Source organism: Lonepinella sp. MS14436, from assembly GCF_042470565.1.
In the GTDB taxonomy this organism is placed as follows: Bacteria; Pseudomonadota; Gammaproteobacteria; order Enterobacterales; family Pasteurellaceae; genus Lonepinella.
Map to the genome: position 1 here is coordinate 879803 of NZ_CP170385.1, position 25622 is coordinate 905424.

24 protein-coding genes and 8 tRNA genes are annotated in these 25622 nt (G+C 38.6%); 30 read left to right on the forward strand and 2 right to left on the reverse strand.

Translation table 11 applies throughout. The annotated features are described in order from the left end of the window. The first annotated feature begins 20 nt into the window (after positions 1 to 20). From mlaD to O1Q81_RS04355, 25 genes are all read left to right on the forward strand, one after another. A complete protein-coding gene (mlaD, locus tag O1Q81_RS04235) occupies positions 21 to 527 on the forward strand; it encodes an outer membrane lipid asymmetry maintenance protein MlaD (protein WP_386689742.1) in 507 nt (168 codons plus the stop codon). A gap of 35 nt (positions 528 to 562) precedes the next feature. Continuing rightward, entirely contained in the window at positions 563 to 1192 is a 630-nt protein-coding gene (gene mlaC, locus O1Q81_RS04240; RefSeq protein WP_386695927.1) for a phospholipid-binding protein MlaC, read from the forward strand. Between the two features lie 8 nt (positions 1193 to 1200). Continuing rightward, entirely contained in the window at positions 1201 to 1542 is a 342-nt protein-coding gene (locus O1Q81_RS04245; RefSeq protein WP_386698401.1) for a lipid asymmetry maintenance protein MlaB, read from the forward strand. Positions 1543 to 1567: 25 nt separating this feature from the next. Beyond that, positions 1568 to 1825, forward strand: a complete 258-nt coding sequence (locus O1Q81_RS04250; RefSeq protein ID WP_386689749.1) for a BolA family protein — start codon at positions 1568 to 1570, stop codon at positions 1823 to 1825. Between the two features lie 9 nt (positions 1826 to 1834). Beyond that, entirely contained in the window at positions 1835 to 3109 is a 1275-nt protein-coding gene (gene murA, locus O1Q81_RS04255) for a UDP-N-acetylglucosamine 1-carboxyvinyltransferase (RefSeq protein WP_386698403.1), read from the forward strand. Between the two features lie 188 nt (positions 3110 to 3297). Then, positions 3298 to 3696 (forward strand): tol-pal system-associated acyl-CoA thioesterase, encoded by a 399-nt coding sequence (gene ybgC, locus O1Q81_RS04260; RefSeq protein ID WP_386689755.1) that lies wholly within the window; start codon positions 3298 to 3300, stop codon positions 3694 to 3696. A gap of 16 nt (positions 3697 to 3712) precedes the next feature. Next, a complete protein-coding gene (gene tolQ / locus O1Q81_RS04265; RefSeq protein WP_386689757.1) occupies positions 3713 to 4396 on the forward strand; it encodes a protein TolQ in 684 nt (227 codons plus the stop codon). A 161-nt stretch (positions 4397 to 4557) separates the two neighbouring features. Beyond that, positions 4558 to 4983 carry a colicin uptake protein TolR gene (gene tolR, locus O1Q81_RS04270; RefSeq protein WP_386689760.1) on the forward strand — a complete coding sequence of 142 codons (426 nt, stop codon included), beginning with the start codon at positions 4558 to 4560 and terminating at the stop codon, positions 4981 to 4983. A gap of 21 nt (positions 4984 to 5004) precedes the next feature. Beyond that, on the forward strand, positions 5005 to 6156 hold the full coding sequence (gene tolA, locus O1Q81_RS04275) for a cell envelope integrity protein TolA (RefSeq protein WP_386689763.1): 1152 nt from the start codon (positions 5005 to 5007) through the stop codon (positions 6154 to 6156). A 37-nt stretch (positions 6157 to 6193) separates the two neighbouring features. Continuing rightward, positions 6194 to 7486 carry a Tol-Pal system beta propeller repeat protein TolB gene (gene tolB, locus O1Q81_RS04280; protein WP_386689766.1) on the forward strand — a complete coding sequence of 431 codons (1293 nt, stop codon included), beginning with the start codon at positions 6194 to 6196 and terminating at the stop codon, positions 7484 to 7486. 22 nt (positions 7487 to 7508) lie between these two features. Beyond that, the gene (gene pal, locus O1Q81_RS04285; protein WP_386689769.1) at positions 7509 to 7967 is read left to right on the forward strand and encodes a peptidoglycan-associated lipoprotein Pal; all 459 of its coding nucleotides are present in this window, start codon (positions 7509 to 7511) and stop codon (positions 7965 to 7967) included. A 238-nt stretch (positions 7968 to 8205) separates the two neighbouring features. Beyond that, positions 8206 to 8281: transfer RNA gene (locus tag O1Q81_RS04290), tRNA-Lys, on the forward strand. Positions 8282 to 8332: 51 nt separating this feature from the next. Next, positions 8333 to 8408, forward strand: a tRNA-Lys gene (locus O1Q81_RS04295). Between the two features lie 51 nt (positions 8409 to 8459). After that, a tRNA-Lys gene (locus O1Q81_RS04300) sits at positions 8460 to 8535 on the forward strand. Between the two features lie 51 nt (positions 8536 to 8586). Next, positions 8587 to 8662: transfer RNA gene (locus O1Q81_RS04305), tRNA-Lys, on the forward strand. 148 nt (positions 8663 to 8810) lie between these two features. Next, complete coding sequence (locus tag O1Q81_RS04310; protein WP_386698405.1) at positions 8811 to 9335, forward strand: prepilin-type N-terminal cleavage/methylation domain-containing protein; 525 nt, start codon at positions 8811 to 8813, stop codon at positions 9333 to 9335. After that, the gene (locus tag O1Q81_RS04315) at positions 9332 to 10063 is read left to right on the forward strand and encodes a hypothetical protein (RefSeq protein ID WP_386698407.1); all 732 of its coding nucleotides are present in this window, start codon (positions 9332 to 9334) and stop codon (positions 10061 to 10063) included. Before O1Q81_RS04310 ends, O1Q81_RS04315 begins: the two co-directional genes overlap by 4 nt. Before the next feature lie 5 nt (positions 10064 to 10068). Continuing rightward, positions 10069 to 10755 (forward strand): DUF2572 family protein, encoded by a 687-nt coding sequence (locus tag O1Q81_RS04320; RefSeq protein WP_386698408.1) that lies wholly within the window; start codon positions 10069 to 10071, stop codon positions 10753 to 10755. Further along, positions 10739 to 11035, forward strand: coding sequence for a DUF5374 domain-containing protein (locus O1Q81_RS04325; RefSeq protein ID WP_386695942.1), 297 nt, complete (start codon positions 10739 to 10741; stop codon positions 11033 to 11035). Before O1Q81_RS04320 ends, O1Q81_RS04325 begins: the two co-directional genes overlap by 17 nt. A gap of 33 nt (positions 11036 to 11068) precedes the next feature. Then, on the forward strand, positions 11069 to 14464 hold the full coding sequence (recC, locus tag O1Q81_RS04330; protein ID WP_386698410.1) for an exodeoxyribonuclease V subunit gamma: 3396 nt from the start codon (positions 11069 to 11071) through the stop codon (positions 14462 to 14464). Positions 14465 to 14536: 72 nt separating this feature from the next. Further along, a complete protein-coding gene (locus tag O1Q81_RS04335; protein WP_386689788.1) occupies positions 14537 to 15757 on the forward strand; it encodes an ROK family protein in 1221 nt (406 codons plus the stop codon). 139 nt (positions 15758 to 15896) lie between these two features. Continuing rightward, positions 15897 to 15973: transfer RNA gene (locus tag O1Q81_RS04340), tRNA-Met, on the forward strand. A 21-nt stretch (positions 15974 to 15994) separates the two neighbouring features. Beyond that, positions 15995 to 16077, forward strand: a tRNA-Leu gene (locus O1Q81_RS04345). Positions 16078 to 16105: 28 nt separating this feature from the next. Beyond that, positions 16106 to 16180 (forward strand) — tRNA-Gln (locus O1Q81_RS04350). Between the two features lie 49 nt (positions 16181 to 16229). Beyond that, positions 16230 to 16304, forward strand: a tRNA-Gln gene (locus O1Q81_RS04355). Positions 16305 to 16444: 140 nt separating this feature from the next. Here O1Q81_RS04355 and birA read toward each other — a convergent pair. After that, positions 16445 to 17380 carry a bifunctional biotin--[acetyl-CoA-carboxylase] ligase/biotin operon repressor BirA gene (gene birA / locus O1Q81_RS04360; RefSeq protein WP_386698412.1) on the reverse strand — a complete coding sequence of 312 codons (936 nt, stop codon included), beginning with the start codon at positions 17378 to 17380 and terminating at the stop codon, positions 16445 to 16447. A gap of 130 nt (positions 17381 to 17510) precedes the next feature. Here birA and guaB point away from each other — a divergent pair, with 130 nt between their 5' ends. The 4 genes from guaB (at position 17511) to pepE (ending at position 22124) form a co-directional block, all read left to right on the forward strand. Beyond that, entirely contained in the window at positions 17511 to 18974 is a 1464-nt protein-coding gene (gene guaB / locus O1Q81_RS04365) for an IMP dehydrogenase (RefSeq protein WP_386698414.1), read from the forward strand. A gap of 51 nt (positions 18975 to 19025) precedes the next feature. Beyond that, the gene (locus O1Q81_RS04370) at positions 19026 to 19400 is read left to right on the forward strand and encodes a hypothetical protein (RefSeq protein WP_386698416.1); all 375 of its coding nucleotides are present in this window, start codon (positions 19026 to 19028) and stop codon (positions 19398 to 19400) included. 279 nt (positions 19401 to 19679) lie between these two features. Then, complete coding sequence (gene guaA / locus O1Q81_RS04375; RefSeq protein ID WP_386689798.1) at positions 19680 to 21251, forward strand: glutamine-hydrolyzing GMP synthase; 1572 nt, start codon at positions 19680 to 19682, stop codon at positions 21249 to 21251. Between the two features lie 168 nt (positions 21252 to 21419). Further along, positions 21420 to 22124, forward strand: a complete 705-nt coding sequence (pepE, locus tag O1Q81_RS04380; RefSeq protein ID WP_386698418.1) for a dipeptidase PepE — start codon at positions 21420 to 21422, stop codon at positions 22122 to 22124. A gap of 55 nt (positions 22125 to 22179) precedes the next feature. On the opposite strand, the gene mnmC is transcribed toward pepE, so the two are convergent. Then, on the reverse strand, positions 22180 to 24204 hold the full coding sequence (gene mnmC, locus O1Q81_RS04385) for a bifunctional tRNA (5-methylaminomethyl-2-thiouridine)(34)-methyltransferase MnmD/FAD-dependent 5-carboxymethylaminomethyl-2-thiouridine(34) oxidoreductase MnmC (RefSeq protein ID WP_386698420.1): 2025 nt from the start codon (positions 24202 to 24204) through the stop codon (positions 22180 to 22182). Positions 24205 to 24356: 152 nt separating this feature from the next. Here mnmC and fabB point away from each other — a divergent pair, with 152 nt between their 5' ends. Then, positions 24357 to 25577: a beta-ketoacyl-ACP synthase I gene (fabB, locus tag O1Q81_RS04390; RefSeq protein ID WP_386689804.1), complete on the forward strand. Its 1221-nt coding sequence runs from the start codon at positions 24357 to 24359 to the stop codon at positions 25575 to 25577. Positions 25578 to 25622: the final 45 nt, after the last annotated feature.

Sequence of the window (25622 nt, forward strand, 5' to 3'; positions counted from 1 at the left end):
TTTTTTATTAGGTAGTAATTATGCGACAAACAATTAAATATGAATTCTGGGTAGGTTTATTTTTATTACTCGGTATTGCAGCCTTAGTGTTTATGGGGCTAAAAGTAGCAAATGTGCAAGGCTTTGGTGAACAAAAAGCCTACAATATTACCGCAACTTTTGATAACATTGGCGGTCTTAAAGTTCGGGCTCCATTAAAAGTTGGTGGCGTGGTGATTGGACGAGTAGTGGACATTTCACTTGATGAACAAACTTATTTACCGCAAGTGACGATTGCAGTAAATGAAGAATATAATCAGATTCCTGATAATAGCTCGCTTTCAATTAAAACCTCAGGCTTATTAGGAGAACAATATATTTCTTTAAGTGTGGGATTTGATGATGGCGAAACACCTATGTTAAAAGAAGGAAGTAAGGTTGCTGATACTAAATCAGCGATGGTATTAGAAGATCTTATTGGTCAGTTTTTATATGGCGATAAGGATAAAAAAGAAGAATCAACGGTTGACACACCTGCGGTTCAATAATTTAGTTTAGGAAAGCAAATCCATTAGGAGTTTTTATGAAAATGCAATTTAAACAATGGTTATCAAAAATTGTGGTTATTTTCACCGCACTTTTTGCGGTTCAAGCAGTGATGGCTGCAGAAGGACCTTATGAACTGACGAAAAAAGCGGCAGATAAATTATTTGTTGATTTACAAGCAAAAAATGCAGAGATCAAAGCTAATCCGAACGTATTAAAATCTATTGTTCGCCAAGACTTAATGCCTTATGTGCATGTGAATTATGCGGGTTCTTTAGTGTTAGGTCAGTATTTTAAATCGACTACACCAGAACAACGTGAGAAATTCTTCTCCGCATTCGATCAATTTATTGAACAGGCTTATGCTCAAGCCTTAACGTTATATACTGGACAAGAAGCTCAGGTGCAACCTGCACAATTAAATGGTGATAGCCAAGCAAGCGTAAAGGTAAAATTGATTCAAAGTCAACCTGTGAACTTAACTTTCCAATGGCGTAAAAATAGCAAATCTGGTCAATGGCAAGTTTATGATATGGCGGCAGAAGGTGTGAGTATGGTAGAAACCAAAAAGCAAGAATGGAGCAACATTTTACGTAAAGACGGTATTGATGCGTTGACTGCTCAAGTACTCAAAGCGGCAGCTGTGCCTGTCACCATCAAAAAATAATATTCAATATGCAAGCTGAAAAACTAACATGGTCGGCAGAGCAAAATAATGATAAAATAACTCTCCAATTAGTTGGGGAGTTATCTCGTAATACGTTGTTACCGTTATGGCAACAACGTTTAACTTTTTTATCAGAAAAGCAAATTGCCGACAAAGATATTCTATGGGATCTGGCACAAATTACGCGAATTGATAGTGCTGGATTTGCCTTATTATGTGATTTTATTGCACATTGTCGTCATATCCAACAACCAAATCATCGCATTGTGCTAGAAAATGTGCCATCACAATTATTAACCCTTGCAGATCTTTTTGGCTTAACGGATTGGTTAGCCCCTTTTATTGTTTAAATTTAACTAAAATTTTGTGGAAATTATGGAACCGAAAAAAATTGAAGATATTTTGAAAGAAGCATTAAATCTTTCAGAAGTGTACGCTCAAGGCGAAAATGCACATTTTGGTGTGATTGTAATAGATGATGAAATTGCTCAATTATCTCGAGTAAAACAACAACAAACAATTTATGCTCCGCTAATGGAATATTTTACGACAGGTGAAATTCATGCGTTAACCATTAGAACCTATACGGTGGAAAAATGGAAACGTGATCGCCTATTAAACGTTATTAATTAAGGGAAGATTATGCAAAAATTTCGTGTTTATGGTCCATCTCGTTTGAGTGGTACGGTACAAATTTCAGGGGCGAAAAATGCGGCACTGCCGATTCTGTTTGCAGCTATTTTGGCAGAACAACCTGTGAAATTAATTAACGTGCCAGAATTAAGAGATGTAGATACGACCTTTAAAATTTTGCGTAAATTAGGCGTGATAGTTGAACGTGATGCCAATAAAGCAGTATTAATTGATGCAAGCAAGATTAATAATTATGTAGCACCTTATGAATTGGTAAAAACCATGCGTGCTTCAATTTGGGCATTAGCCCCATTGTTGACCAGATTCCACGAAGGGCAAGTTTCTTTACCAGGTGGCTGCACTATTGGAGCAAGACCAGTGGATATGCACATTGCTGGTTTAGAAAAAATGGGGGCTCATATTGAGCTTGATGAAGGGTATGTGAAAGCAACGGTAAATAATCGTTTGTTAGGTGCAAAAATTTATATGGATAAAGTTAGCGTTGGGGCAACTTTGTCTGTGATGATGGCAGCAACCTTAGCCAAAGGTGTGACCATTATTGAAAACGCAGCACGTGAACCTGAAGTGGTTGATACAGGCGTTTTCTTAAACAAAATGGGAGCTAAAATCTCGGGATTAGGTTCTGATACCATTACTGTTGAGGGTGTGGAACGTTTGACTGGCTGTGAACACAGCATCGTGCCAGATCGTATTGAAACAGGTACATTCCTAATTGCAGCAGCGGTTTCTGGTGGTCGTATTAAATGTGTTGGCACCAAAGCTGGTACCCTTGATGCGGTGATTGAGAAATTACGTGAAGCAGGTATGCAAGTTGATGTAACTGAGGATTCCATTACTTTAGATAGTTTTGGTCAACGTCCAAAAGCCGTCAATATTCGCACCATGCCACATCCAGGTTTTCCAACGGATATGCAAGCACAATTTACTTTACTTAATGCCGTGGCAGAGGGAACCAGTAAAATTACTGAAACCATTTTTGAAAATCGCTTCATGCATATTCCAGAATTAATTCGTATGGGGGCAAAAGGTGAAATTGAGGGAAATACGGCATTAATTCAAGGTGTGGCACATCTTTCTGGCGCTCAGGTAATGGCAACAGATTTACGAGCGTCCATTAGTTTAGTGTTAGCTGGGTGTATTGCATCGGGTGAAACTATAGTAGATCGTATTTATCATATTGATCGTGGTTACGAACATATTGAAGAAAAATTACGTGATCTCGGAGCTAAAATTGAACGCTTTTCTGAGAGTTCAGAAGAATAGTTAGTAGATTGTTTTAATTAATTTTTTAGATTTTGAATAGGGTCAAAAAAATAATCAAATTTTCTACCGCACTTTGGGTGTTATTGCTTGCTTATCATTATTGAAAGCTCTAAAATATGCCAGTTTTTTGTACAAAAAATCACGAAACAAGGATAACACTGGATAAGGATCATATAAGGATAAACATTATGCAACTTTTTCAATTTCCCGTTCGTGTTTATTACGAAGATACAGATGCAGGTGGTGTGGTATATCACGCACGTTATCTGCATTTTTATGAGCGAGCAAGAACAGAATTTTTACGTACATTTCATTTTTCACAGCAAAACTTATTAGCTGAACAAGGCATTGCTTTTGTGGTTAAGTCAATGTTGATTGACTACCATTTTCCAGCTAAACTAGATGATTTGCTGATAGTAGAAACTACGGTAGAACAAATGAAAGGTGCAACGATTTTTTTCTCACAATGTCTTAAACGAGAAAATAAAGTGTTAAGTACGGCTACTGTTAAGGTAGCCTGTGTTGATCTAGGCAAAATGAAACCTGTAGCACTTCCAGCGGAAGTTAAAGCTGCATTTAGTCAATAATTTTCGGAGCTATGCAATGACTGCTGAATTGAACTTTTTAGATTTATTTCTAAAGGCGAGTATCGTCGTTCAACTTGTAATTTTAATTTTAATCATGTTCTCAATAGTGTCGTGGGCGATCATTATTCAACGTAGTCGCGTATTAACTAAAGCGTTAAAAGATTCCACGGCATTTGAAGATCGTTTTTGGTCAGGTGAAGATTTAACAAAACTTTATGACGGTTTAGAAAATCGTCGTGATATGGCAATGACTGGCAGTGAACAAATTTTCTACGCTGGATTTAAAGAATTTGCTCGTTTAAAACAAGTTAACCCAGATGCACCAGAAGCTATTATGATGGGTAGCACTCGAGCAATGAATTTAGCCATGAATCGTGAAATTGAAGATTTAGAAACACGTGTGCCATTCCTAGCAACTGTCGCCTCAGTGAGTCCTTATATCGGCTTATTTGGTACAGTGTGGGGAATTATGCACGCCTTTATGGCATTAAGTGGGGCAAAACAGGCTACTTTACAAATGGTAGCACCAGGTATTGCAGAAGCCTTGATTGCAACAGCGATCGGTTTATTTGCAGCAATTCCTGCGGTAATGGCATATAACCGTTTAAGTTTACGTGTCAATAAATTAGAGCAAAATTATGGTAACTTTATTGATGAATTTACCACGATCTTGCAACGTCAAGTGTTTGCTAAAAACTAATAAATTGGCATTTTTTACACCGCACTTTCATCTCTGGAATATAAAAGTGCGGTATAAAAATTCCGAAAAAATTTTTAACGTTGCTTTAGTAACGGGGGCAAAGCCCAGCACAATCTTGTAAAGGATTGTGAGTAATTTTAGTAAAGTTTTAGAGGTTTTATATGGCTTACCGCCGTCGTAGAGAAAAAAGTATTAAATCTGAAATTAATATCGTGCCATTTTTGGACGTATTATTGGTTTTAGTGTTAATTTTCATGGCAACTGCACCGATTATTAGCCAAAGTGTGCAAGTAGATTTGCCTGATGCTGTAGAAAGTCAATCAGTATCAAATGAAGATAAAGTACCTGTTATTTTAGAAGTGGCAGGTGTCGGGCAATATGCTATTTCTATTGCTGGAGAACGTTCTGAGGGATTAACCGAAGAAATGGTGACTCAAATGACAAAAACAGAATTTGAGAAAGATCCCAATACTATGTTCTTGGTCGGTGGGGCAAGTGATGTTCCGTATGAAGAAGTCATTAAGGCGTTGAATTTGCTTCATCTGGCAGGAATTAAATCTGTTGGTTTAATGACAGATCCGATTTAACCATAAGCAGTAGGATAAATTGTGAAGAATAATCGACAAGGGAAAGACACGCAAGCACTACTGATTTCAATCGTATTGCATACCATTTTGTTCGGTTTGTTAATTTGGAGTTCATTTTGGTATCATCCAATTGAAGCGATGGGCGGTGGTGAAGGTGATGGCGATATGATTGGTGCTGTCATGGTGGATACTGGCTCGGCAGCTCAAGAGTGGGGACGTATTCAGCAACAGAAGAAAGGGCAAACAGACAAGGCAAAAAATGAACCAGAGGAAGTCATAGAAAAATCTGAACCGAAAGAAGAACCACCAAAACCTGATGTAGATGAACAAAAACTTGAACAGCAAAGAATCGCACAGCAAAAAGAACAGGAACGTCAACAGCAACTTGAACAACAAAAAGCGAAACAAGAGGCTTTAGAGAAAGCAAAACAAGAAGCTGAAGCGAAAGCTAAAAAAGAGGCAGAAGCTGTTAAATTGAAAGCAGAAGCGGAAGCAAAACGTTTAGCTGCTATGGCTAAACAAGCCGAAGAAGAAGCAAAAGCTAAAGCCGCTCAAGTAGCCAAAGAAAAAGCAGAAAAAGAGAAAGCGATACAAGATGCGAAAGCCAAGGCTGAGAAAGAAGCGAAAGAGAAAGTTGAAAAAGAGGCTAAGGCAAAAGCGGAAAAAGAAGCAAAAGAGAAAGCCGAAAAAGAAGCTAAAGCAAAAGCAGATGCCAAGGCGAAAGCGGATGCCAAAGCAAAAGCAGAGGCTGAAGCGAATGCAAAACGAAAATCTGAACAAGCCGCATTAGATAATTTCTTGGATGGTGGCGACATCGGAGGCGGAAGTGCTTCTCGCGGTGGTAATACGAATAAAGCTGGCACACAAGGCACTGGAGCTGGTCAAGGTACGGGTGATGGTGGTAAAGTAGGTGATCAGTATGCAGGCGTGATTAAGAAAGAAATTAAACGCCGTTTTATTAAAGATCCGAGTTTTGCAGGGAAAGTGTGTAGTATTAGAATTCAGTTAGACCGTGACGGCACAATTTTAGGCTATCAACGAGTTTCTGGACCTGATGATATTTGTAGTGCTGCACTGAGTGCTGTGGCAAGAACGAAAAAAGTCCCTGCTGCACCTAGTGATGCAATTTACAATAAATATAAAAATCCAATTATTGATTTTGATTTAAAATAATTTTTAGGAAAGTAACATAAACCAAATAGGTGGTATGATGAAATTAATAACCCGTATTTTGAGTGTATTTGCCGTATTGTTTTTTGCAATAAATATGGCTCAAGCAGATGACGAAGTTCGTATTGTCATTGATGAAGGTGTAGAGGGTGCAAGACCGATTGCGGTTGTACCGTTCAAGTCTAATGGACCAGTTCCTGCAGATATTGCAGACATTATTTCTGCAGATTTACGTAATAGTGGTAAATTTAATCCTGTTGCGGTGAGCCAAATGCCACAACAACCAGGTTCTGCATCAGAAGTGACACCAGATGCTTGGGCATCGTTAGGTGTAGATGCGATTGTGGTTGGACAAGTAACAGCAGCGGGTGGCGGTTATAATATTGCTTATCAATTAGTAGATACTATCGGTGCATCGGGTTCTGCTGGAGCAGTATTAGCACAAAATTCATTTACGGTAACGCCAAAATTTATTCGTTTTGGGGCTCACACTGTCAGTGATGAAGTGTTTGAAAAGATTACTGCGATTAAAGGGGCATTTAGAACACGTATTGCTTACGTTGTACAAAAACATGGTGGATCTCAACCTTATGAACTTCGTGTTGCAGATTATGATGGTTTCAATCAATTTGTGGTAAATCGTAGTTCACAACCAATGATGTCACCAGCTTGGTCACCAGATGGCAAGCGTTTAGCTTATGTTTCTTTTGAAAATAGAAAATCACAGCTTGTAGTTCAGGATTTAGGTTCTGGTAGCAGAAAAGTAGTGGCTTCATTCCCTGGACACAATGGAGCGCCTGCGTTTTCACCAGATGGTAGTCGTTTAGCTTTTGCATCAAATCAAGATGGTCAGCTAAACATTTATGTGATGGGTTCGAATGGTGGGCAAGCTACTAAATTGACGAGTGGAGCGGGTAATAATACAGAGCCTAGCTGGACTCCAGATGGACGTATTTTGTTTACCTCCGATAGAGGCGGTTCGCCTCAAGTTTACTCAATGAGTACTTCTGGTGGAGGTGCTTCATTAGTAGGTTCTGGTGGCAAAAGTTATAGCGGACAAGTCAGTTCCGATGGTAAAACGATGGTTATGATTTCTGGTGATCATGTGATTAAAAAAGACCTTATTACAGGACAAATTGAAACGTTAAGTTCAACTTTCCTTGATGAAAGTCCAAGCATTTCACCAAATGGAATTATGATTATTTATAGCTCTACCCAAGGCTTAGGAAAGGTGCTACAATTAGTATCTGCAGATGGACGCTTTAAAGCACGTTTGCCAGGAAGTGACGGACAAGTGAAATTTCCTGCTTGGTCACCATATTTAACAAAGTAAAAAACTCTAAGGAGAAAAATTAATGAAATTAGCAAAATTATTGTTAGTTGCCCCAGTATTAGCATTAGCAGCATGTAGTTCATCAAACAACGATGCAAGCGGTATGGAAGGTGCAAACGCAGGACAACAATTTGGTGGTTATTCTGTGTCTGATTTACAAAGCCGTTACAATACGGTTTACTTTGCATTTGACAGCTATGCAGTTGAAGGTGAATACCAACAATTGTTAGATGCTCATGCACAATACTTAAACGCTACTCCAGCAGCTAAAGTATTAGTAGAAGGACATGCTGATGAACGTGGTACTCCAGAGTACAACATCGCATTAGGTCAACGTCGTGCAGACGCAGTAAAATCTTTCTTAGCAACTAAAGGTGCTAACAACGTTTCAACTGTATCTTACGGCGAAGAAAAACCAGCTGTATTAGGTCATGACGAATCTGCATACAGCAAAAACCGTCGTGCTGTATTAGCATATTAATTTGTAGAATATCTTGTTATTCTATTAAACAGGTTTCAGAATATGAAACCTGTTTTATTTTTATGTTAATCATAGTTAAATATGCGTCCGAATTATAGGATAGATTGGCGACTATTCGTTCAAACAATCCAAAAACTAAAAATAACTATTGATTATTAAATTTAAATCCGTAATATATGCACTCATTGTCTGACATGGTTTGTCATGACATGCTTGAAAATTAAGTTTAACTATCAGGGGGCCGTTAGCTCAGGCGGTAGAGCAGCGGACTTTTAATCCGTTTGTCGAAGGTTCGAATCCTTCACGGCCCACCACTTAATTAGATCTTTCCAGTTTGCTTTAAAGTTAGAAGTAAGGCAAAAAATGGGCCGTTAGCTCAGGCGGTAGAGCAGCGGACTTTTAATCCGTTTGTCGAAGGTTCGAATCCTTCACGGCCCACCACTTAATTAGATTTTCCCAGTTTACTTTAAAGCTAAAAGTAAGATACAAAATGGGTCGTTAGCTCAGGCGGTAGAGCAGCGGACTTTTAATCCGTTTGTCGAAGGTTCGAATCCTTCACGACCCACCACTTAATTAAATAATATTGATTTTTAAAGCTAAAAATAATACCATCCAAAATGGGTTGTTAGCTCAGTTGGTAGAGCAGCGGACTCTTAATCCGTTAGTCAAGGGTTCGAGTCCCTTACGACCCACCACTAATATTCTTCTTAATGTATATACATTATTTTTATTCAGTGAGCTGATCTACTTATATTAATTTTGTGATCTCCATTCCAAAATCCTTTTAATTTTATTGTTATCTATAGGCTTTCTTTTAAACTGCGGTTAAAAAAGAGAAAGTTTATGAAAAGTGGTTTTACCTTATTTGAAATGCTTATTGTTTTGCTGATTATTAGCATCATATCTTTAATTAGCCTGCCTGCATGGCAAAGTGATAGCCAACGAATTTTAGCCAAAGAACAACACCGTTTATATCTATTCTTACGCCAAATTCAAGCCAGAGTAGAAAATTCTACTCAAATCTGGTATCTCATTCTCAATCGAGATGTTGGTCAGCAACGCTGGTGTGTTACCGCTCAAATTAAGTCAGATACGACTTGCGATTGCTTTAATCCCAGTTTTTGTCCTGATAACCTTTCGGCTCAGTTTTATTATCCTTTTAGTTCACAAAAAACCATGATTACTGCTAAAGCCTATTATCCACAAAAATTAATCAGTTTTAATGGTACTCGCAATTCGTCAGATTCAGGCTGTTTTATGTTGCAAAATTCGCAATCTCGCATCTTATTTTCTTTTTCTAACTTAGGACGAATCCGCTTAAAAAGTGATCAAGCTGAGAATGCCTGCAATGCTGGAGTAGAAGAATGACAAGATTTTATAAAGGGCAAAGTTTATTAGGCTTAATGCTAAGTTTAGCTTTATCCTCATTTTTGTTATTTGTCATTATTCAATTTTATGCTTATGCACAACGACAAAATCAACATATTTTATTGCAACTGCAATTACAAACGGAATTACAACGAGTTTTGCACACTATGGCAAAAGATCTACGCCGTGCTGGTTTTCGGGCGTTATCTGCGAAAGTCACTCAGGAAAATTTTTCGTTATTTGAATTAGATGAGAAAGGTACAAGTCTCGCTATTTATCCTATGTCAGGCGAAAGTGCGGTGGAAAATAATTGTGTTTTGTTTTTTTATGATTTAGACGCTAATGGGTGTTTAGGATCTACTGCTAAACAATGTGCCAAAGATGAGCAAAATGCTACTTCAGAAGTAGGGCGAGAATTATTTGGCTATCGACAAAATGGCTTTATTTTAGAGAGCCGAACGTACGGTAATAAAGCGAATACTAAATGCAAAAAAGCAGAATGCCAAAGTTATTTGCAACAAAATGCTTGTCAGGATTTAGGTTGGACGAAAATGTTAGATGAAGATAATTATGAGATTACTGAATTACAATTAAACTGGTTGGATAATAGTAAGCAATACAAAGGACTGAGCCTTTATTTAGCAGGTCGATTAAAACAATATCCGAATGTTCAATATGAAAGTTCAGTGATTATTCCATTGCTTAATCAACCACAGGTAATGGAATAATGCCAATGAAAAAATCGATGAAAATGCACCGCGGTTTTGTGACGATTAGCTTACTCATATTGCTCTCAAGTCTGTTGTTAATTGTATTGTTATTTGATGATGATAGCTTCCGTTTACATTCAACCATTGCAATACAAAGACAACGCTATATTCAGCAACATATCAGTTTGCAGAAACAATTTCAGCAACAACAATCAGATCTTTGTAAAAACCTAGATTTAAGTCTAACGGGAAATTTTGCAACGGCATCTATTACGTCCCCGAATAGTGACGAACATCAGCAGTTTATCTGGTGCCAACGTCAAGTTTTATTTAAAAAATCGCCTAGCAAAAATCTCAATGAGGGGCAATTTGATGATTTTGTTGATAAACAGGCGTTTGCCTTATTTCAAGCTAAGGCGATCCAGAACGTCAATTATTTCCCCACTGATAAAGGCAATTACTTGTTTTGGTTCGATCAAGCGAATACTGAATGGCAGATTAACGGCAATTTAAATGGTATTGTGATTGCTACAGGGGATTTGCATATTTCTGGCAAGGGTAAAATAACTGGTTCAGTGATTACACAAGGGACATTTTCGAAAGAGGACAATGTAACGCTAACTTATAAAAAAACCGTGGTAACTGAAATTGTGCAATCTTATAGTCAATGGCAAAACGTAGAGAAAACTTGGTATGATTTTATTCCCTAAATTTAAGCAAGGAATGGGGCTTGTGACCTTATTAGTGGCGTTGAGCCTATTTAGTGGCATTTTTCTTGCTATTAATCAATGGGCGAATATTCAACGCAAAACAGCAAGTGAAATTTATCAACGTTATCAAGCGATTCAAATAGCGGAAAATCAACAGCAACGGCAATTTTTAGGATTAAATTGTGAAAGTGGAGTAGAGCAAAATCAACTGAAATTCTCCATTAATTGCATTGGGGATAAGGTAAAAGTGCGGTATATTTTGGGGGAAATTAGTTTATAATGATGGCAGATTAATTGAGCCTGTGGAGCTATTATGTTTAAAATTTATCATTCTAATGATCTTGATGTTCAAAAAGATATTTTGTGTGAATTGCTTAAACTTGATCCACTTGATGATCCTTTCGAATCCGAAACTATTTTAGTGCAAAGCCCAGGTATGGCTCAATGGTTGCAATTACAATTAGCCAGTAAACAAGGTATTTCAGCGAATTTTCATTTTCCTATGCCCGCCAGTTTTATTTGGCAGCAATATGTGGATAACTTGCCGAATGTATCGGAACAAAGTCAATTTAGCAAAGAGGTAATGACGTGGCGATTGATGCGTTTGATTAAGCAAACAGATTTTCGTCCCATTTTGGATTACCTGCATTATTCTTCTCAATCTGAGCAACAAAAGTTATATCAACTGGCTCGCAAAATTGCTGATTTGTTCGACCAATATTTAGTTTATCGTCCCCAGTGGATTTCTGCTTGGGAACAAGATCAACCACAGATCATTATTGATGAAATTGTGAGTCAACAGAAACAAATAGACAGTAATTTTAAGCAACGGATTGAGCAAGATGTGGCGTGGCAAGGGAAACTTTGGCGAGCATTAATTGCGGAGGTGGCTCATAAAGATCATTCTATACAGCACCGAGCTAATTTACATAACGAATATTTACAACTCAGCCATTATAATAATTTACCGAAACGCTTATTTATTTTTGGCATTTCTGCGTTACCAAAAACCTATTTAGAAACCCTGTCTGCCATGGCGGAACATTGTGACGTGCATTTATTTTTTAATAACCCAAGTCAATATTATTGGGGCGATATTGTGGATCCCATTTTTGCCCAAAAACGGGCATTGAAAATACTGACCGAACGCCAAACGGGTGAACAAAAATCCTTTTTTAAATCAACCCAACTGAATGATTATTTAGCTAATAAACAAGAAGTAACCGCAGAAGATGAACATTTATCTATTGGCAATCCACTATTAGCAACATGGGGTAAATTAGGGCGAGATTTTTTCTATTTGTTAAGTCAATTAGATAGCCAAGAAATTCAAGCAAATACCGAATTAACAACGGATAATCATTTACTGACACAAATTCAACGTAGGATTTTGCATTTAGCACCTAGTGAAGCTGGTTCATTACATTTTGATGCAGCAGATCAGTCCATCTCTTTTCATGCTTGCCATAGTCCTATGCGAGAAGTGGAAGTGTTGCACGATTATTTATTGCAATGTTTTACAGATGACAACACTTTAACGCCGAAAGATATTGTGGTGATGGTGGCGGATATTGATCGCTATGCTCCCTATATTCAAGCGGTATTTGGACAGTATCAACAGAAAATAAAGGATTCTCAAGGGCATTGGGACTATGATAAACGCTATATTCCATTTTCTATTTCTGATCAAACCTTGTCAGAAAGTGATGTATTGTTAGCGACTTTCTTGAATTTGCTACGCTTAAAAGAAAGTCAATTTAGTGCGGAAGATGTACTGGCATTGCTTGATATTCCTGCGATTCGCCATCGTTTTGGCATAACACTGAATGATCTGGAAAATTTACGTTATTGGGTTAAAGAAAGTGGTATTCGTTTTGGACTTGATAAACAAAGTTCACAAGGACAAAATTTTAACGCATGGCAAGCAGGTGTAGAACGAATGTTGCTTGGTTTTGCACTGCGTGAAGAAAATGGTATCTGGCAACAAGATCAACTTGGTTTTGATAATAGCTATGGGCTGAACAGTCGTCTAGTTGGGGCATTAGCGAGCTTTATTGAACAACTTAGCTGGTGGCATGATACATTATCTCAAAGCCATGCTATCACCGAATGGGAAGTTAAGTTAACGGAACTATTAAAGCAATTTTTCAACCCTGAACCACATACCGTAGAAATGTTACGCTATATTGAAAATGGTATTCAACAGGTGAGTTTATTATTACAGGCCTTACATTTTGATGAATTACTGACAGCGGAAGTGGTCGCTGATGTGTTAACTGAAAAATTAAATGAACAAGCTAACAGTCTAAAATTTTTAGTCGGTAAAGTTAGTTTCTGTACTTTATTACCGATGCGATCAATTCCGTTTAAAGTGGTATGCTTGTTAGGCATGAATGAACAGGATTATCCACGCAATCAACTGCCGAATAGTTTTGATTTAATGCAATATCATCGTCAAAAAGGCGATCGTTTTCGACGTGATGATGATCGTTATTTATTCCTTGAAGCCTTGTTGTCTGCACAAGAACGGCTTTATATCAGCTATGTGGGGCAATCAATTATTGATAATCGTCCGCTACAACCTTCTGTATTAGTAAATCAGTTCTTAGATTATCTTGCTGAAAATCTGGATTATGATTGTCAATCGAAAGAAAACGACAAGCCTTTAGTGCATTATCATGCCATGACCGCTTGGAGTGCTAAAAACTTTAGTGAAAAGCACCGCACTTTTGCTAAAGAATGGGCAAATATTGCCAATGCGAAGCAAGTTCCAGCGGATTTTGTACAAGCACAATCGGTTGAGAATAAACCAGAAAATAGCCTAATTCAAATTAATTGTGAACAGTTAATTAACTTTGTTAAAAATCCAGTACAATTTTTCTTTGAAAAAAGATTAGATGTTTATTTCAGAGAGAATGATGAGCAAATTATCGATACGGAAAATTTTGCTTTAGACGGATTAACCCTGTATCAAATTCAGCAAGATTTGTTAATGGAAAAGGATCTTGATGTAGTAGATTATTTTGCTCAACTCAAGGTGAAAGGTATGTTGCCACGTGGTGAATTTGCTCATATTTATCAACATCAAGTGCGGTCGGAAATTGAACAGTTTCGTGAAGTATTAAGTGCTTATCAGGGGCAATCAGCACAAACGCAATATGTAGATTTAACCTTTGATATTGAGGGAAAAGTCGTCCAGTTAACAGGCTATATCAATCAATTATTATCAACAGAAAATGGCTTACAACGTGTGCAATGGACAGCAGCGAAACATAAAGATAGTTATATGATTGAAAATTGGCTTTATTGGTTAATGCAGTTAGCTTGTAACGGTGAGAATAAGGTATTTCCGCCACTTTTTTATGGCAAAGATCATAACAAAAATTTAATTGGTAAGACCTTTATTATTGAGTCAGCGATTGATCCTTTAGCCTTGTTGAAAGTGTATATTTCGGCTTATTTAGCCAGTGAACAACAAGCTGTTTTGGTAGTAACCAAAGATATTGCGGGTTATTTAAAAGCAGAAAATAATCAGGCTAAATGTCAGCATATTGAAAATATTGCTCAAGGTGATGCTCATAATAAAGCGGATATTTATTGGCAACGGATACTTAAACAGACGGCAGATTTACCTCATTATTTAGAAGAAATTGATAAAAATACTAGAAACTGGTTTGACACCATGATTAATTCGGTAAAATCACGCTAAACTGCGGTTAATTTTTACCAATTTTTCAGGTAGAATAACATAAATTTTATAGCGTAAAATAAGGATAGTCGGATGCGAATTAATCAAATTGTCAATGTGGATTTGGTTAAACAGATGAATAGTGCAGCGGTGTATAAATTAATCGATCAACAAGCACCGATTTCTCGTATTCAAATTTCAGAATTAAGTCAGCTTGCTCCAGCCAGTGTGACTAAAATTACTCGTGCTTTATTGGCTCGTGGCTTGATTAAAGAAGTGGAACAGCAAGAATCCACAGGTGGTCGCCGTGCTACCTCGATTGTGGCAGAACAAAAAGCATTTCGTACTTTACTGATTCATCTGGGGCGAGAAGAAATCGTGTTAGCCATGATGGATCTATCCGCTAAGTTGTTAAAATACCAACATTTTGATCTGCCTGATGTACGAAATTTAACCCAATTAGAAGATTTTTTATTTGAGCAATTAGATAAATTTATTGCGGATAATGCCAATAAATCGAGTGAACTGATTGCGATTGGTATTACTGTCGCTGGCTTTGTGAATGGTAAAAATAATCTGATTGAAAATCTACCGCACTTTGAGCTAACCGAGCCTTGGGATCTGGTGCAACGGCTTGAACAACGCTTTAATTTACCGAGTTATATCGGGCAAGATGTGCGAAGTTTAGCATTAGCCGAGCATTATTTTGGTGTGACGAAAGATTGTTATGATTCCTTGTTGTTACGTATTCATCGAGGTGTGGGTGCAGGGATTGTGATTAATCATGAAGTGTTTCAAGGCTATCGCAATAATGTCGGTGAAATCGGGCATATTCAGGTGGATCCGCTTGGCAAGCGTTGTTTGTGTGGCAATGTCGGTTGCTTGGAAACCGTGGTGAGCAATGATGCTATTGAAAATAAAATGCAACAGATGCTAGAAGACGGTTATCAAAGTAAATGGTTGTCTTTAGAAAGCCATGATATTGAAGCCATTTGTAAAGCTAGTAACAAGCATGATGCGGTAGCAACAGAATTAATCGAGCATGTCGGCGTACAAATTGGGCGAGTGTTGGCAATGTCGGTGAATATGTTTAACCCTGAAAAAATCGTGATTTCAGGGGAAATTACCCAAGCGAAAAATACTTTATTTGCTGCCATTCATAAAACGCTAGAAAGTCACGCATTACCTGCTTTTGTAAAAAATACCCCGTTAGTGGTGTCGGAATTGCATAATGAAGATGTGATTGGTGCATTTGCTTTGGTAAAAAGGGCATTGTTAGACGGTAGTTTGTTGCAGCATCTTTTGGTAGAATAGGGAAGTATTTGGGAGCGATTTGTTTAAGTCTTATTCGAATAAACGGAAATTTTAACATTATCAGGAAAAAACAGTTGACGAACTAGGGCTAAATTAGCATAATACGCACCGCAACGCTGATTACGGTGACGCAAAATATGGCTACATAGCTCAGTCGGTTAGAGCACAACACTCATAATGTTGGGGTCGCAAGTTCGAATCTCGCTGTAGCCACCATTTAATAGTGGTCAATATATTGCGGAAGTGGCGAAATTGGTAGACGCACCAGATTTAGGTTCTGGCGCCTGTGCGTGTGGGTTCAAGTCCCTCCTTCCGCACCATTTTCAGTTTGCAAATCTTTTGAGTTGATGGGGTATCGCCAAGCGGTAAGGCACTGGGTTTTGATCTCAGCATTCCTAGGTTCGAATCCTAGTACCCCAGCCATACTATCAACATACTAATCAATATCTTTTCAAGATAAGATAATCTTAATTGGGGTATCGCCAAGCGGTAAGGCACTGGGTTTTGATCTCAGCATCCCTAGGTTCGAATCCTAGTACCCCAGCCATTATTTATTTTCTCTCCTTGCACTTGCGTACAAGGTTAAGCATGTTATCGCTACTCCGTAGCTTGTGTTCTATTCTATATTCCAAAGATGCGGAGCATCGTCACATGCTTAACCGCGTACGAGAGTACGGGGAAATAGCACTATTTTCTCCGCAACGACACTTCCCCACCATTAAAGGTCAATAATTCACCACTATTGGTTAATAATTTTAAATATCCATGTTCATCAATGCCTTGTTCCGTTCCTGAAATCACTTGTTTTTCTGTGATGATATTTACCGTTTCACCGAAATAAGCATCAACTTCTTGCCATTTTTGCTGAAATTCAGCATTTATTCCCACTTGTTCGAATGTTTCTAGTTCTTGATAAATCTGCTGGATTAAAGCGATCAACAACGAAGTGCGGTCTATTTTTGGCAAAATTTCGGTTAAATTCGCCCAGCTTTGGTCAATTTGTTGGTTATCTTTGGGAATATCAACGTTTAACCCAATCCCCACCACTAAATTAAGTTGACCATTCTCGGTATGAGCAATTTCAATTAAAATACCCGCTAGTTTTCTTCCTTTTAACAAAATATCATTCGGCCATTTCAGCATGATGTCTGAACCGCCTAATTTTATTAAGGCATGATGAATTGCCATTGCTACGACAGAACTCAAACCATCAATAGGCTTTCTCGCATCTACTTGCCAAATAAAACTAAACATTAACTGACTAGCAAAAGGTGAAATCCATTGCCGTCCACGTCGCCCACGTCCTGCGGTTTGGCTTTCAGCAGTGCAGATGTCGCCTTTGTTTAGGCGTTTGATATTTTCGAGTAAAAATTGATTGGTTGAATGAATAATTGGGCGATAAAACACTTGATTCGGCAAAGTATCACGCAATTTTTCAGGGTTTAATAATGCGGTTTGGGGTAATAACTTTACTTCACCCAAAGTGGTATCAATATGAATACCTTGCTGTTGTAATTGTTGAATTTGAGCCAGTAATTCATTGGCATTACAGCCTAAAAGTGCGGTTAATTTTTCAAAACAATAAGGTTGACCGTCAGCCAGTTTTTCTAATAAATCGTACATAAATTTCCTTTTCAATCATTCCTTAAAAAAAGCGGGATTTTTCACAAAAATTCGTTCACAAGATAAGGTTAAACCTGTATAATGCGTTCGCAATATTTTATAGCATACACTTAAAAGAGAGAATATTGCAATGTTACGAATTAAGCAAGAAGCCTTGACTTTTGATGACGTTTTACTCGTCCCAGCCCATTCCACCGTGTTACCTAACACCGCTGATTTATCCACTCAACTGACTAAAACCATTCGCCTAAATATCCCGATGCTTTCTGCTGCAATGGATACGGTAACGGAAACCAGATTAGCGATTTCCTTGGCACAAGAGGGAGGAATAGGCTTCATTCACAAAAATATGTCTATTGAACGCCAAGCAGAACGTGTGCGTAAAGTGAAAAAATTTGAAAGCGGTATTGTGTCAGAACCTGTTTGTGTACAACCTGATATGACCTTGGCACAATTAGCAGAAATCACTAAGAAAAATGGATTTGCAAGTTTTCCTGTGGTGGATAATACAGACAACTTAGTAGGGATTATCACAGGTCGTGATGTGCGTTTTGTATCTGATCATAGCAAAACTATTGCGGAATTTATGACACCCAAAGAGCGTTTAGTAACTGTCAAAGAAAATGCAAAACGTGAAGAAATTTTTGGTTTAATGCACGAGCATCGGGTAGAAAAAGTATTGGTGTTAGATGCTAATGATAAATTAAAAGGTATGATTACCTTAAAAGATTACCAAAAAGCAGAAAATACGCCAAATGCGTGTAAAGATGAGTTTGGTCGTTTGCGTGTGGGTGCTGCAGTCGGGGCAGGAGCTGGTAACGAAGATCGTGTTGAAGCACTAGTCCGAGCAGGTGTTGATGTGTTGTTAATCGACTCTTCACATGGACATTCCGAGGGCGTATTACAACGTGTACGTGAAACCCGAGCAAAATATCCTAATTTACCGATTATCGCAGGCAATGTAGCAACTGCAGAGGGCGCGATAGCCTTAGCTGATGCAGGTGCGAGTGCGGTGAAAGTTGGGATTGGACCTGGTTCTATTTGTACTACTCGAATTGTAACAGGTGTTGGTGTACCACAAATTACCGCCATTGCGGAAGCCGCTGCCGCCTTGGCAGATCGTGGCATTCCTGTGATTGCCGATGGTGGTATTCGTTATTCAGGCGATATTTCCAAAGCTATTGCCGCTGGGGCAAGCTGTGTCATGGTAGGATCAATGTTTGCAGGAACAGAAGAAGCTCCAGGGGAAATTGAGTTATTTCAAGGACGTGCGTTTAAATCCTATCGCGGTATGGGTTCCTTAGGTGCCATGTCAAAAGGTTCATCAGATCGCTATTTCCAATCAGATAACGCTGCCGATAAATTAGTACCAGAGGGCATTGAGGGACGTATTCCATACAAAGGCTTACTTAAAGAAATCGTGCATCAACAAATGGGTGGCTTACGTTCTTGTATGGGCTTAACAGGTTCTGCCACGATTGAAGATTTACGCACCAAAGCCCAGTTTGTGCGAATTAGTGGTGCAGGGATTAAAGAAAGCCATGTGCATGATGTGACGATTACTAAGGAAGCACCGAATTATAGAATGGGTTAAATTTATTAGGGGCAATATTGCCCCTTTGGGGGTCGTTATAGGAAATAAAGTATGGAAAATAATTATCAGCTAATAAGAACAGTGGTATTAGAATTTCTTCTATTTGCTTGTATTGCTTCGATTCCTTTTTTGGCTTTATATATAGATCTTTTTTACTTGGAAAATATGGTTGAGGAAGAATCTGTTGTTGAATATACACAATCTTTTTGTTTAATAATGATGATAATATTCTTTTTTAGAATAGCCATAAAAATAAAAGAAAAAAGATCTGGATTTATTCTAATTACAGGTTTTTTGCTATGTATGTTTATTAGAGAACAAGATAACTTATTTGATAACTTATTTTTTCATGGTTCTTGGTTCTTGGTTTTATTTTGCTTTACCTACAGCAGTAATTTGTATTTTATATGCGTTAAGAAATTATAATTCACTCATCCCAGGGTTAAAATCCTTTATAACGAGTAAAGAATACAGTGTATTTTTACTTAGGTTAGTTATTATATTAATTACATCTAGATTATTAGGTATGGGACGTATTTGGGAATATGTACTAGGTTTGGGATATGTAAGAACAGCAAAACATATTATTGAAGAATGTTCTGAATTATTCGGATACTGTTTTATGTTATTTTCAGTATTTAGATTTACATGCAAATTCAAGAAATAAACGACATTTAAATATTATTTAATAAAAAGAGAAATTAGATGAACAACATTCACCAACATAAAATTTTAATTTTAGATTTCGGTTCACAATATACCCAATTAATTGCCCGCCGTGTGCGTGAAATTGGGGTGTATTGCGAACTTTGGGCGTGGGACGTGACGGAACAGCAAATCCGTGAATTTAACCCAACAGGGATTATTCTTTCAGGTGGACCTGAAAGCACCACCGAACAAAACAGCCCAAGAGCGGCTGAATATGTATTTAGTGCTGGTGTACCTGTATTGGGGATTTGTTACGGTATGCAAACCATGGCAATGCAATTAGGGGGATTAACGGAAAATTCGGATCACCGTGAATTTGGTTATGCGTCTGTGGATTTACAAGCCAGTTGCCAGCTTTTCGCTCAATTAAATGATGATGTGAATGCAGCTCAAGCGAAATTAGATGTATGGATGAGTCACGGCGATAAAGTGACCCGTTTACCTAACAACTTCCAAGTCACAGGCACCACACCAACTTGCCCGATTGCGGCAATGTCCGATGAAAGCCGCCGATTCTATGGCGTGCAGTTCCACCCCGAAGTAACACATACCAAAAGCGGTTTAGCGTTATTAACTAATTTTGTAGTCAATATTTGTGGTTGTGAAACTAAATGGACAGCGGAAAATATTATTGAAGATGCGGTCGCTCGGATTAAAGCTCAAGTAGGTGATGATGAAGTCATCTTAGGCTTATCTGGTGGTGTGGATTCTTCTGTTACTGCCTTGTTATTACATCGTGCAATTGGCAAAAATTTACATTGCGTTTTTGTGGATAACGGCTTGTTACGTCTTAACGAAGGCGATCAAGTGATGGAAATGTTTGGCGATAAATTCGGCTTAAACATTATCCGTGTCAATGCGGAAAATCGTTTCTTAGAAGCCTTAAAAGGTGAAAATGATCCCGAAGCCAAACGCAAAATTATTGGTAAAGTGTTTGTCGATGTATTTGACGAAGAATCCCACAAACAAACTAAAGTAAAATGGTTGGCACAAGGCACCATTTATCCCGATGTGATTGAATCTGCCGCCAGCAAAACAGGTAAAGCTCACGTGATTAAATCTCATCACAATGTAGGCGGTTTACCTGATTATATGAAATTAGGTCTGGTGGAACCGTTACGTGAACTGTTTAAAGACGAAGTGCGTAAAATTGGTTTAGCCTTAGGTTTACCAGCAGAAATGTTGAATCGCCACCCGTTCCCAGGTCCAGGCTTAGGCGTGCGTGTGTTAGGCGAAATCAAAAAAGAATACTGCGATCTGTTGCGTAAAGCGGATGCGATTTTTATCGAGGAACTTTATAATTCAGGTTGGTATTACAAAGTGAGCCAAGCATTTACCGTCTTCCTGCCAGTGAAATCTGTCGGTGTAATGGGTGATGGACGTAAATATGACTGGGTGGTTTCACTGCGAGCGGTAGAAACTATCGACTTTATGACCGCACATTGGGCACATTTGCCGTATGAGTTATTAGGTAAAATCTCCAATCGTATTATTAATGAAGTGAGCGGTATCTCAAGAGTGGTGTATGATGTGAGTGGAAAGCCGCCAGCAACGATTGAGTGGGAATAACGCAATAATATTTGATCTACATTCTAAAAGTGATGCTAACTTCAGGCATTTGACATTTTATTCTAAATAAATTTTGTGACATAGTTCAAAGATTTGAAATTTTATTCTTTTTATTTGTAAAATTCAGGCTGATAATAGGGTTGGTTATTTAGAAAGGAGAACAATATAATGAAAAACATGTTATTACTCAGTGGCTCAAAATATAAAGACACTGATTATCTCGTTCACGCATTACCATGGTTCGAAACCTTTTTAAAGGATTATAAAGGCAAAAAAATGGCTTTTGTGCCTTATGCTGGGATTGTTCGTTCCTATGAGGAATATGAACAGTCGGTGCAACAGGCATTAGACCGTTTTGATGTTGAGGTGGTTTCGGTACATAGAGGTAAGAAACATCGGGATATTATTGAACAGGCTGATGTGATTGCCGTGGGTGGCGGTAATACGTTTTGTTTGTTAAAGCAAATGTATGAACATGATTTAATTGATACGATCCGAGCAAAAGTCAATGCAGGCACACCTTATACTGGCTGGAGTGCAGGCTCTAATGTGGCTGGTAATTCGATTATGACCACCAACGATATGCCAATCACTTTCCCACCGTCTTTCAATGCGTTAAATCTGTTCCCACATCAAATTAATCCGCATTTTATTTCTGGCAAAATAGCTGGACATAACGGTGAAAGCCGTGAAGAACGTTTGACGGAGTTTTTAATTGTGAATCCTGATGCCTATGTGTACGCCTTGCCCGAGGGAACAGCATTACGTATTCAAGGTGAACAAGCTACGGTATTAGGAAATACGGAGATTTTACGCTTTAGCAAAGATATGCAGTTAACCAAATTAGCGGTAAATTCAACATTTCAATATTAGAGTTTTAGCCCATATTAATTGGATAGTGGGCTAAATTCTGAATTTCATCCATTTTTTACACCACACCCCCTTTCAACAACTTCCGCATCCAACTGCGATTTCCTACCAAATTATGCAAAATATCTTCACTTAACGGCAATGGCTCACCGTAAATTAATGAACCTAATAGTTCGCCGAGCAAAGGGGCGGAGGTTAAACCGCGAGATCCTAAAGCACCAATTAGGTACAAATTTGGGTGGTTAGCTGCTTGTGGAATGGGTTGTCTGCGGCGGCGTAGGTTGTAGATATTTTTGTAATCAATACGTTGTTGCTCAAAATTTGGTACGTTACCGACTAATGGCATGCGATCCCGCATGGCACAGCGAACGCCTACTCGGGCAAGATTGGAAGAAGTATCCACGTCTTTTGTCCAGTTTTCTGGGTGATTAAGTGCGGTGAGATTTTGTTGAATTTTTTGTTGGTTTTGTTGCTGTTCTTCTCGGCTAAAATGGCGAGTGGCATTATCCCTAACGTGGCTTGCACCGATACAGTGGCTCATTTTCGATTGATCCACTGGCGTTAAATAGCCGTCATAACAAAGTACGGTGTTGAGTTTCAGTAAATTCTCGCTAGTCGGAATTTGGCTCACTTGTCCACGTACAGGGTAAGTTGGCAATGGTTGGGTTGGCTCAAATTGACTGAGTTGGTGACCGTTGGCAAGGATCACAATTTGATGTGGAAACTGTTCATTCTGTTGATTGGTTAACAGCCAGCTATCTTCTTGTCGCTGAAGTGCGGTGATTTTTTGCGATGTTTTTAGGGTTAAGCCTAATGCTTGCAAATAAGCAAAGGTGTTTTGCACAAATTGGCGAGGGTTGAACCACGCACCTTGTGGAATAAAACCTCCGCCACAGGGCAGTGGCAAGCCGACAATATCCGATAATTGTTGCTGGTTAAGCGGTTGATAAAGACTGTCGTGCCATTGATATTGCGAAATTTTATCTAATTTCACCGCACTTTTTTGATCATAACCACACAATGCCACCCCACAAAATTGGTGTTCAAATTCAATGCCTTGTTTGATTGCCCATCTGAGTTGCTGTTGACCATAAGCAAAGGCATGAATATAGAAACGAATATTGCGAATATCATCATCACTTAATTGCGGATAAAATGCCCCTTGTTTGTTGCCTGAGGCGTTTAAGGCAGGTTGTTCATCTTCACTATAAAGCGTGACTTTTGCTCCACGTTGCAACAGGGCAAGTGCGGTAAAAAGTGAGGCAATGCCACCGCCGATAATTGCAATTTCCGCTTGTTGTTCAAATTGGGCGGTCTGCCAGTGATACCAAGGAAAAGCAAAGTGCGGTGTGTTTTGGGTGAGTTTTTGACCATGCAAACATTCTCGTTTTTTGCCAAATCCTTTGCGTTTTTCTACCGCAAAACCTGCATTTTCTAAGCCTTTTCGCACCGCACTTGCGGCGGTGAATGTCGCAAAAGTGCCGTTGAGTTTGCTGTAACGGTACATTTGTGTATAGAGATTATCATGCCACATATCGGGATTTTTGCTGGGTGCAAAGCCATCTAAAAACCATGCGTCAATGCGGTTTTGCATATAATCACCGAGTTGCAGAAGTTGTTCATTGATGTCACCAAACCAGAGATCTAAGGTGGTTTCAGCAAAATGAAAACGATAACAACCCGCAATAGGGTTAAGCCATTTTTGTTGTAATGATTGGGCGATGTCAGCAAATTGAGGGTAAGCCTGTTGAGCTAATTTGAGTTGCTCAAGGGGAATGGGATACTTTTCAAAGGAAATAAAAAATAGGCGTTTCAACTTTGATTGTGGATTTTCATGGCGGAATTGGCGAAATAATGCGGTGGTACTGAGAAAATTCAAGCCTGTACCAAACCCCGTTTCTGCAATGACAAAATGGCTATCTTTTGATGCTAACCAACGTTGCCAAAGCTGATTTCCTTGTTCAAAAACGTATTGGCTTTCGGCTAAACCGTCTTGATTGCAAAAATACACATCGTCAAATTGTTGAGAAACGGGAGTATTGTCTTGATTAAAATGAATTTTTGCCGATTGCACTTGTAGCATGATTTTATTCCTTTTTAACAGGAGGTTATTTTGCTATAATAGCGGAAATTTTTGTACTGGTCGAACAAATCAATTTCTACTTGAAATATTTTTATTTCGTAGTAAGTTAGCCAAAATTTTAACAAATTTTCACTCATAAGGAAAAATAAGCAATGAGAAGAGCGGTTATCACTGGGTTCGGTATTATTTCTAGTATTGGTAATAATAAAGAAGAAGTATTAGCTTCATTAAAAGCAGGTAAATCAGGTATTGAATTTGTGCCAGAATTTGCTGAGATAGGAATGCGTAGCCAAGTGGCTGGCACCATTAAATTAAATCCAGCGGAATTGATTGACCGTAAAATCTATCGTTTTATGGGAGATGCCGCCGCTTATGCTTATCTTTCTATGAAAGAAGCGATTGAAGATTCTGGTTTAGCGGAAGATCAGGTTTCCAATGATCGTACTGGTTTAGTGATTGGTGCGGGTACTGGATCAGCTCATAGTCAGTTAGTTGCTTGTGATGCGGTAAGAGGTCCTCGCGGTGTGAAAGCAGCTGGTCCTTATGCGGTGACTAAAACCATGGCATCAAGTGTATCTGCTTGTTTGGCAACACCTTATAAAATTCGTGGCGTGAACTATTCTATTAGTTCAGCTTGTGCGACTTCTGCACATTGTATTGGTCATGCTTGGGAATTAATTCAGTTAGGCAAACAAGATGTTGTTTTTGCTGGTGGGGCAGAAGAATTATCTTGGGAATGTGCGGCAGAATTTGATGCAATGGGTGCAGTTTCTACAAAATATAATGAAACACCGACTAAAGCCTCTCGTGCTTATGATGCGAACCGTGATGGGTTTGTGATCGCAGGCGGTGGTGCCGTTGTGGTGGTGGAAGAATTAGAACATGCGTTAGCTCGTGGTGCAAAAATTTATGCAGAAATCGTGGGTTATGGTGCGACTTCTGATGGCTATGATATGGTGGCTCCAAGTGGTGAGGGTGCTGAACGTTGTATGAAACAAGCCTTAGCAAGCGTGGATACGCCAGTGGATTATATCAATGTACATGGCACTTCAACACCAGTAGGTGATGTAAAAGAGTTAGGGGCAATTCGTAATGTATTTGGCGAACAAAAACCTGCTATTTCAGCCACTAAGTCAATGACAGGTCACTCATTAGGAGCAGCAGGGGCACACGAAGCAATTTATACGCTATTAATGTTACATAACGATTTTATAGCACCAAGTATTAATATTGAAACCCTTGATGAACAAGCGGAAGGATTGAATATCGTGACAGAAACCAAAGAGCATGCAGGCTTACAAACTGTGATGTCAAATAGCTTTGGTTTTGGTGGCACCAATGCAACTTTAGTGTTTAAGCGTTATACTAAATAATAGAACCTAGATTGTTTAGAAAATAGTTGCTATTCATCATAAGAC

Excerpts from the sequence above, each read along its gene's own strand:
- mlaD (WP_386689742.1), top strand. The coding sequence starts at position 21 with ATGCGACAAACAATTAAATATGAATTCTGGGTAGGTTTATTTTTATTA.
- mlaC (WP_386695927.1), top strand. The coding sequence starts at position 563 with ATGAAAATGCAATTTAAACAATGGTTATCAAAAATTGTGGTTATTTTC.
- O1Q81_RS04245 (WP_386698401.1), top strand. The coding sequence starts at position 1,201 with ATGCAAGCTGAAAAACTAACATGGTCGGCAGAGCAAAATAATGATAAA.
- O1Q81_RS04250 (WP_386689749.1), top strand. The coding sequence starts at position 1,568 with ATGGAACCGAAAAAAATTGAAGATATTTTGAAAGAAGCATTAAATCTT.
- murA (WP_386698403.1), top strand. The coding sequence starts at position 1,835 with ATGCAAAAATTTCGTGTTTATGGTCCATCTCGTTTGAGTGGTACGGTA.
- ybgC (WP_386689755.1), top strand. The coding sequence starts at position 3,298 with ATGCAACTTTTTCAATTTCCCGTTCGTGTTTATTACGAAGATACAGAT.
- tolQ (WP_386689757.1), top strand. The coding sequence starts at position 3,713 with ATGACTGCTGAATTGAACTTTTTAGATTTATTTCTAAAGGCGAGTATC.
- tolR (WP_386689760.1), top strand. The coding sequence starts at position 4,558 with ATGGCTTACCGCCGTCGTAGAGAAAAAAGTATTAAATCTGAAATTAAT.
- tolB (WP_386689766.1), top strand. The coding sequence starts at position 6,194 with ATGAAATTAATAACCCGTATTTTGAGTGTATTTGCCGTATTGTTTTTT.
- pal (WP_386689769.1), top strand. The coding sequence starts at position 7,509 with ATGAAATTAGCAAAATTATTGTTAGTTGCCCCAGTATTAGCATTAGCA.
- O1Q81_RS04310 (WP_386698405.1), top strand. The coding sequence starts at position 8,811 with ATGAAAAGTGGTTTTACCTTATTTGAAATGCTTATTGTTTTGCTGATT.
- O1Q81_RS04315 (WP_386698407.1), top strand. The coding sequence starts at position 9,332 with ATGACAAGATTTTATAAAGGGCAAAGTTTATTAGGCTTAATGCTAAGT.
- O1Q81_RS04320 (WP_386698408.1), top strand. The coding sequence starts at position 10,069 with ATGAAAAAATCGATGAAAATGCACCGCGGTTTTGTGACGATTAGCTTA.
- O1Q81_RS04325 (WP_386695942.1), top strand. The coding sequence starts at position 10,739 with ATGATTTTATTCCCTAAATTTAAGCAAGGAATGGGGCTTGTGACCTTA.
- recC (WP_386698410.1), top strand. The coding sequence starts at position 11,069 with ATGTTTAAAATTTATCATTCTAATGATCTTGATGTTCAAAAAGATATT.
- O1Q81_RS04335 (WP_386689788.1), top strand. The coding sequence starts at position 14,537 with ATGCGAATTAATCAAATTGTCAATGTGGATTTGGTTAAACAGATGAAT.
- birA (WP_386698412.1), bottom strand. The coding sequence starts at position 17,380 with ATGTACGATTTATTAGAAAAACTGGCTGACGGTCAACCTTATTGTTTT.
- guaB (WP_386698414.1), top strand. The coding sequence starts at position 17,511 with ATGTTACGAATTAAGCAAGAAGCCTTGACTTTTGATGACGTTTTACTC.
- O1Q81_RS04370 (WP_386698416.1), top strand. The coding sequence starts at position 19,026 with ATGGAAAATAATTATCAGCTAATAAGAACAGTGGTATTAGAATTTCTT.
- guaA (WP_386689798.1), top strand. The coding sequence starts at position 19,680 with ATGAACAACATTCACCAACATAAAATTTTAATTTTAGATTTCGGTTCA.
- pepE (WP_386698418.1), top strand. The coding sequence starts at position 21,420 with ATGAAAAACATGTTATTACTCAGTGGCTCAAAATATAAAGACACTGAT.
- mnmC (WP_386698420.1), bottom strand. The coding sequence starts at position 24,204 with ATGCTACAAGTGCAATCGGCAAAAATTCATTTTAATCAAGACAATACT.
- fabB (WP_386689804.1), top strand. The coding sequence starts at position 24,357 with ATGAGAAGAGCGGTTATCACTGGGTTCGGTATTATTTCTAGTATTGGT.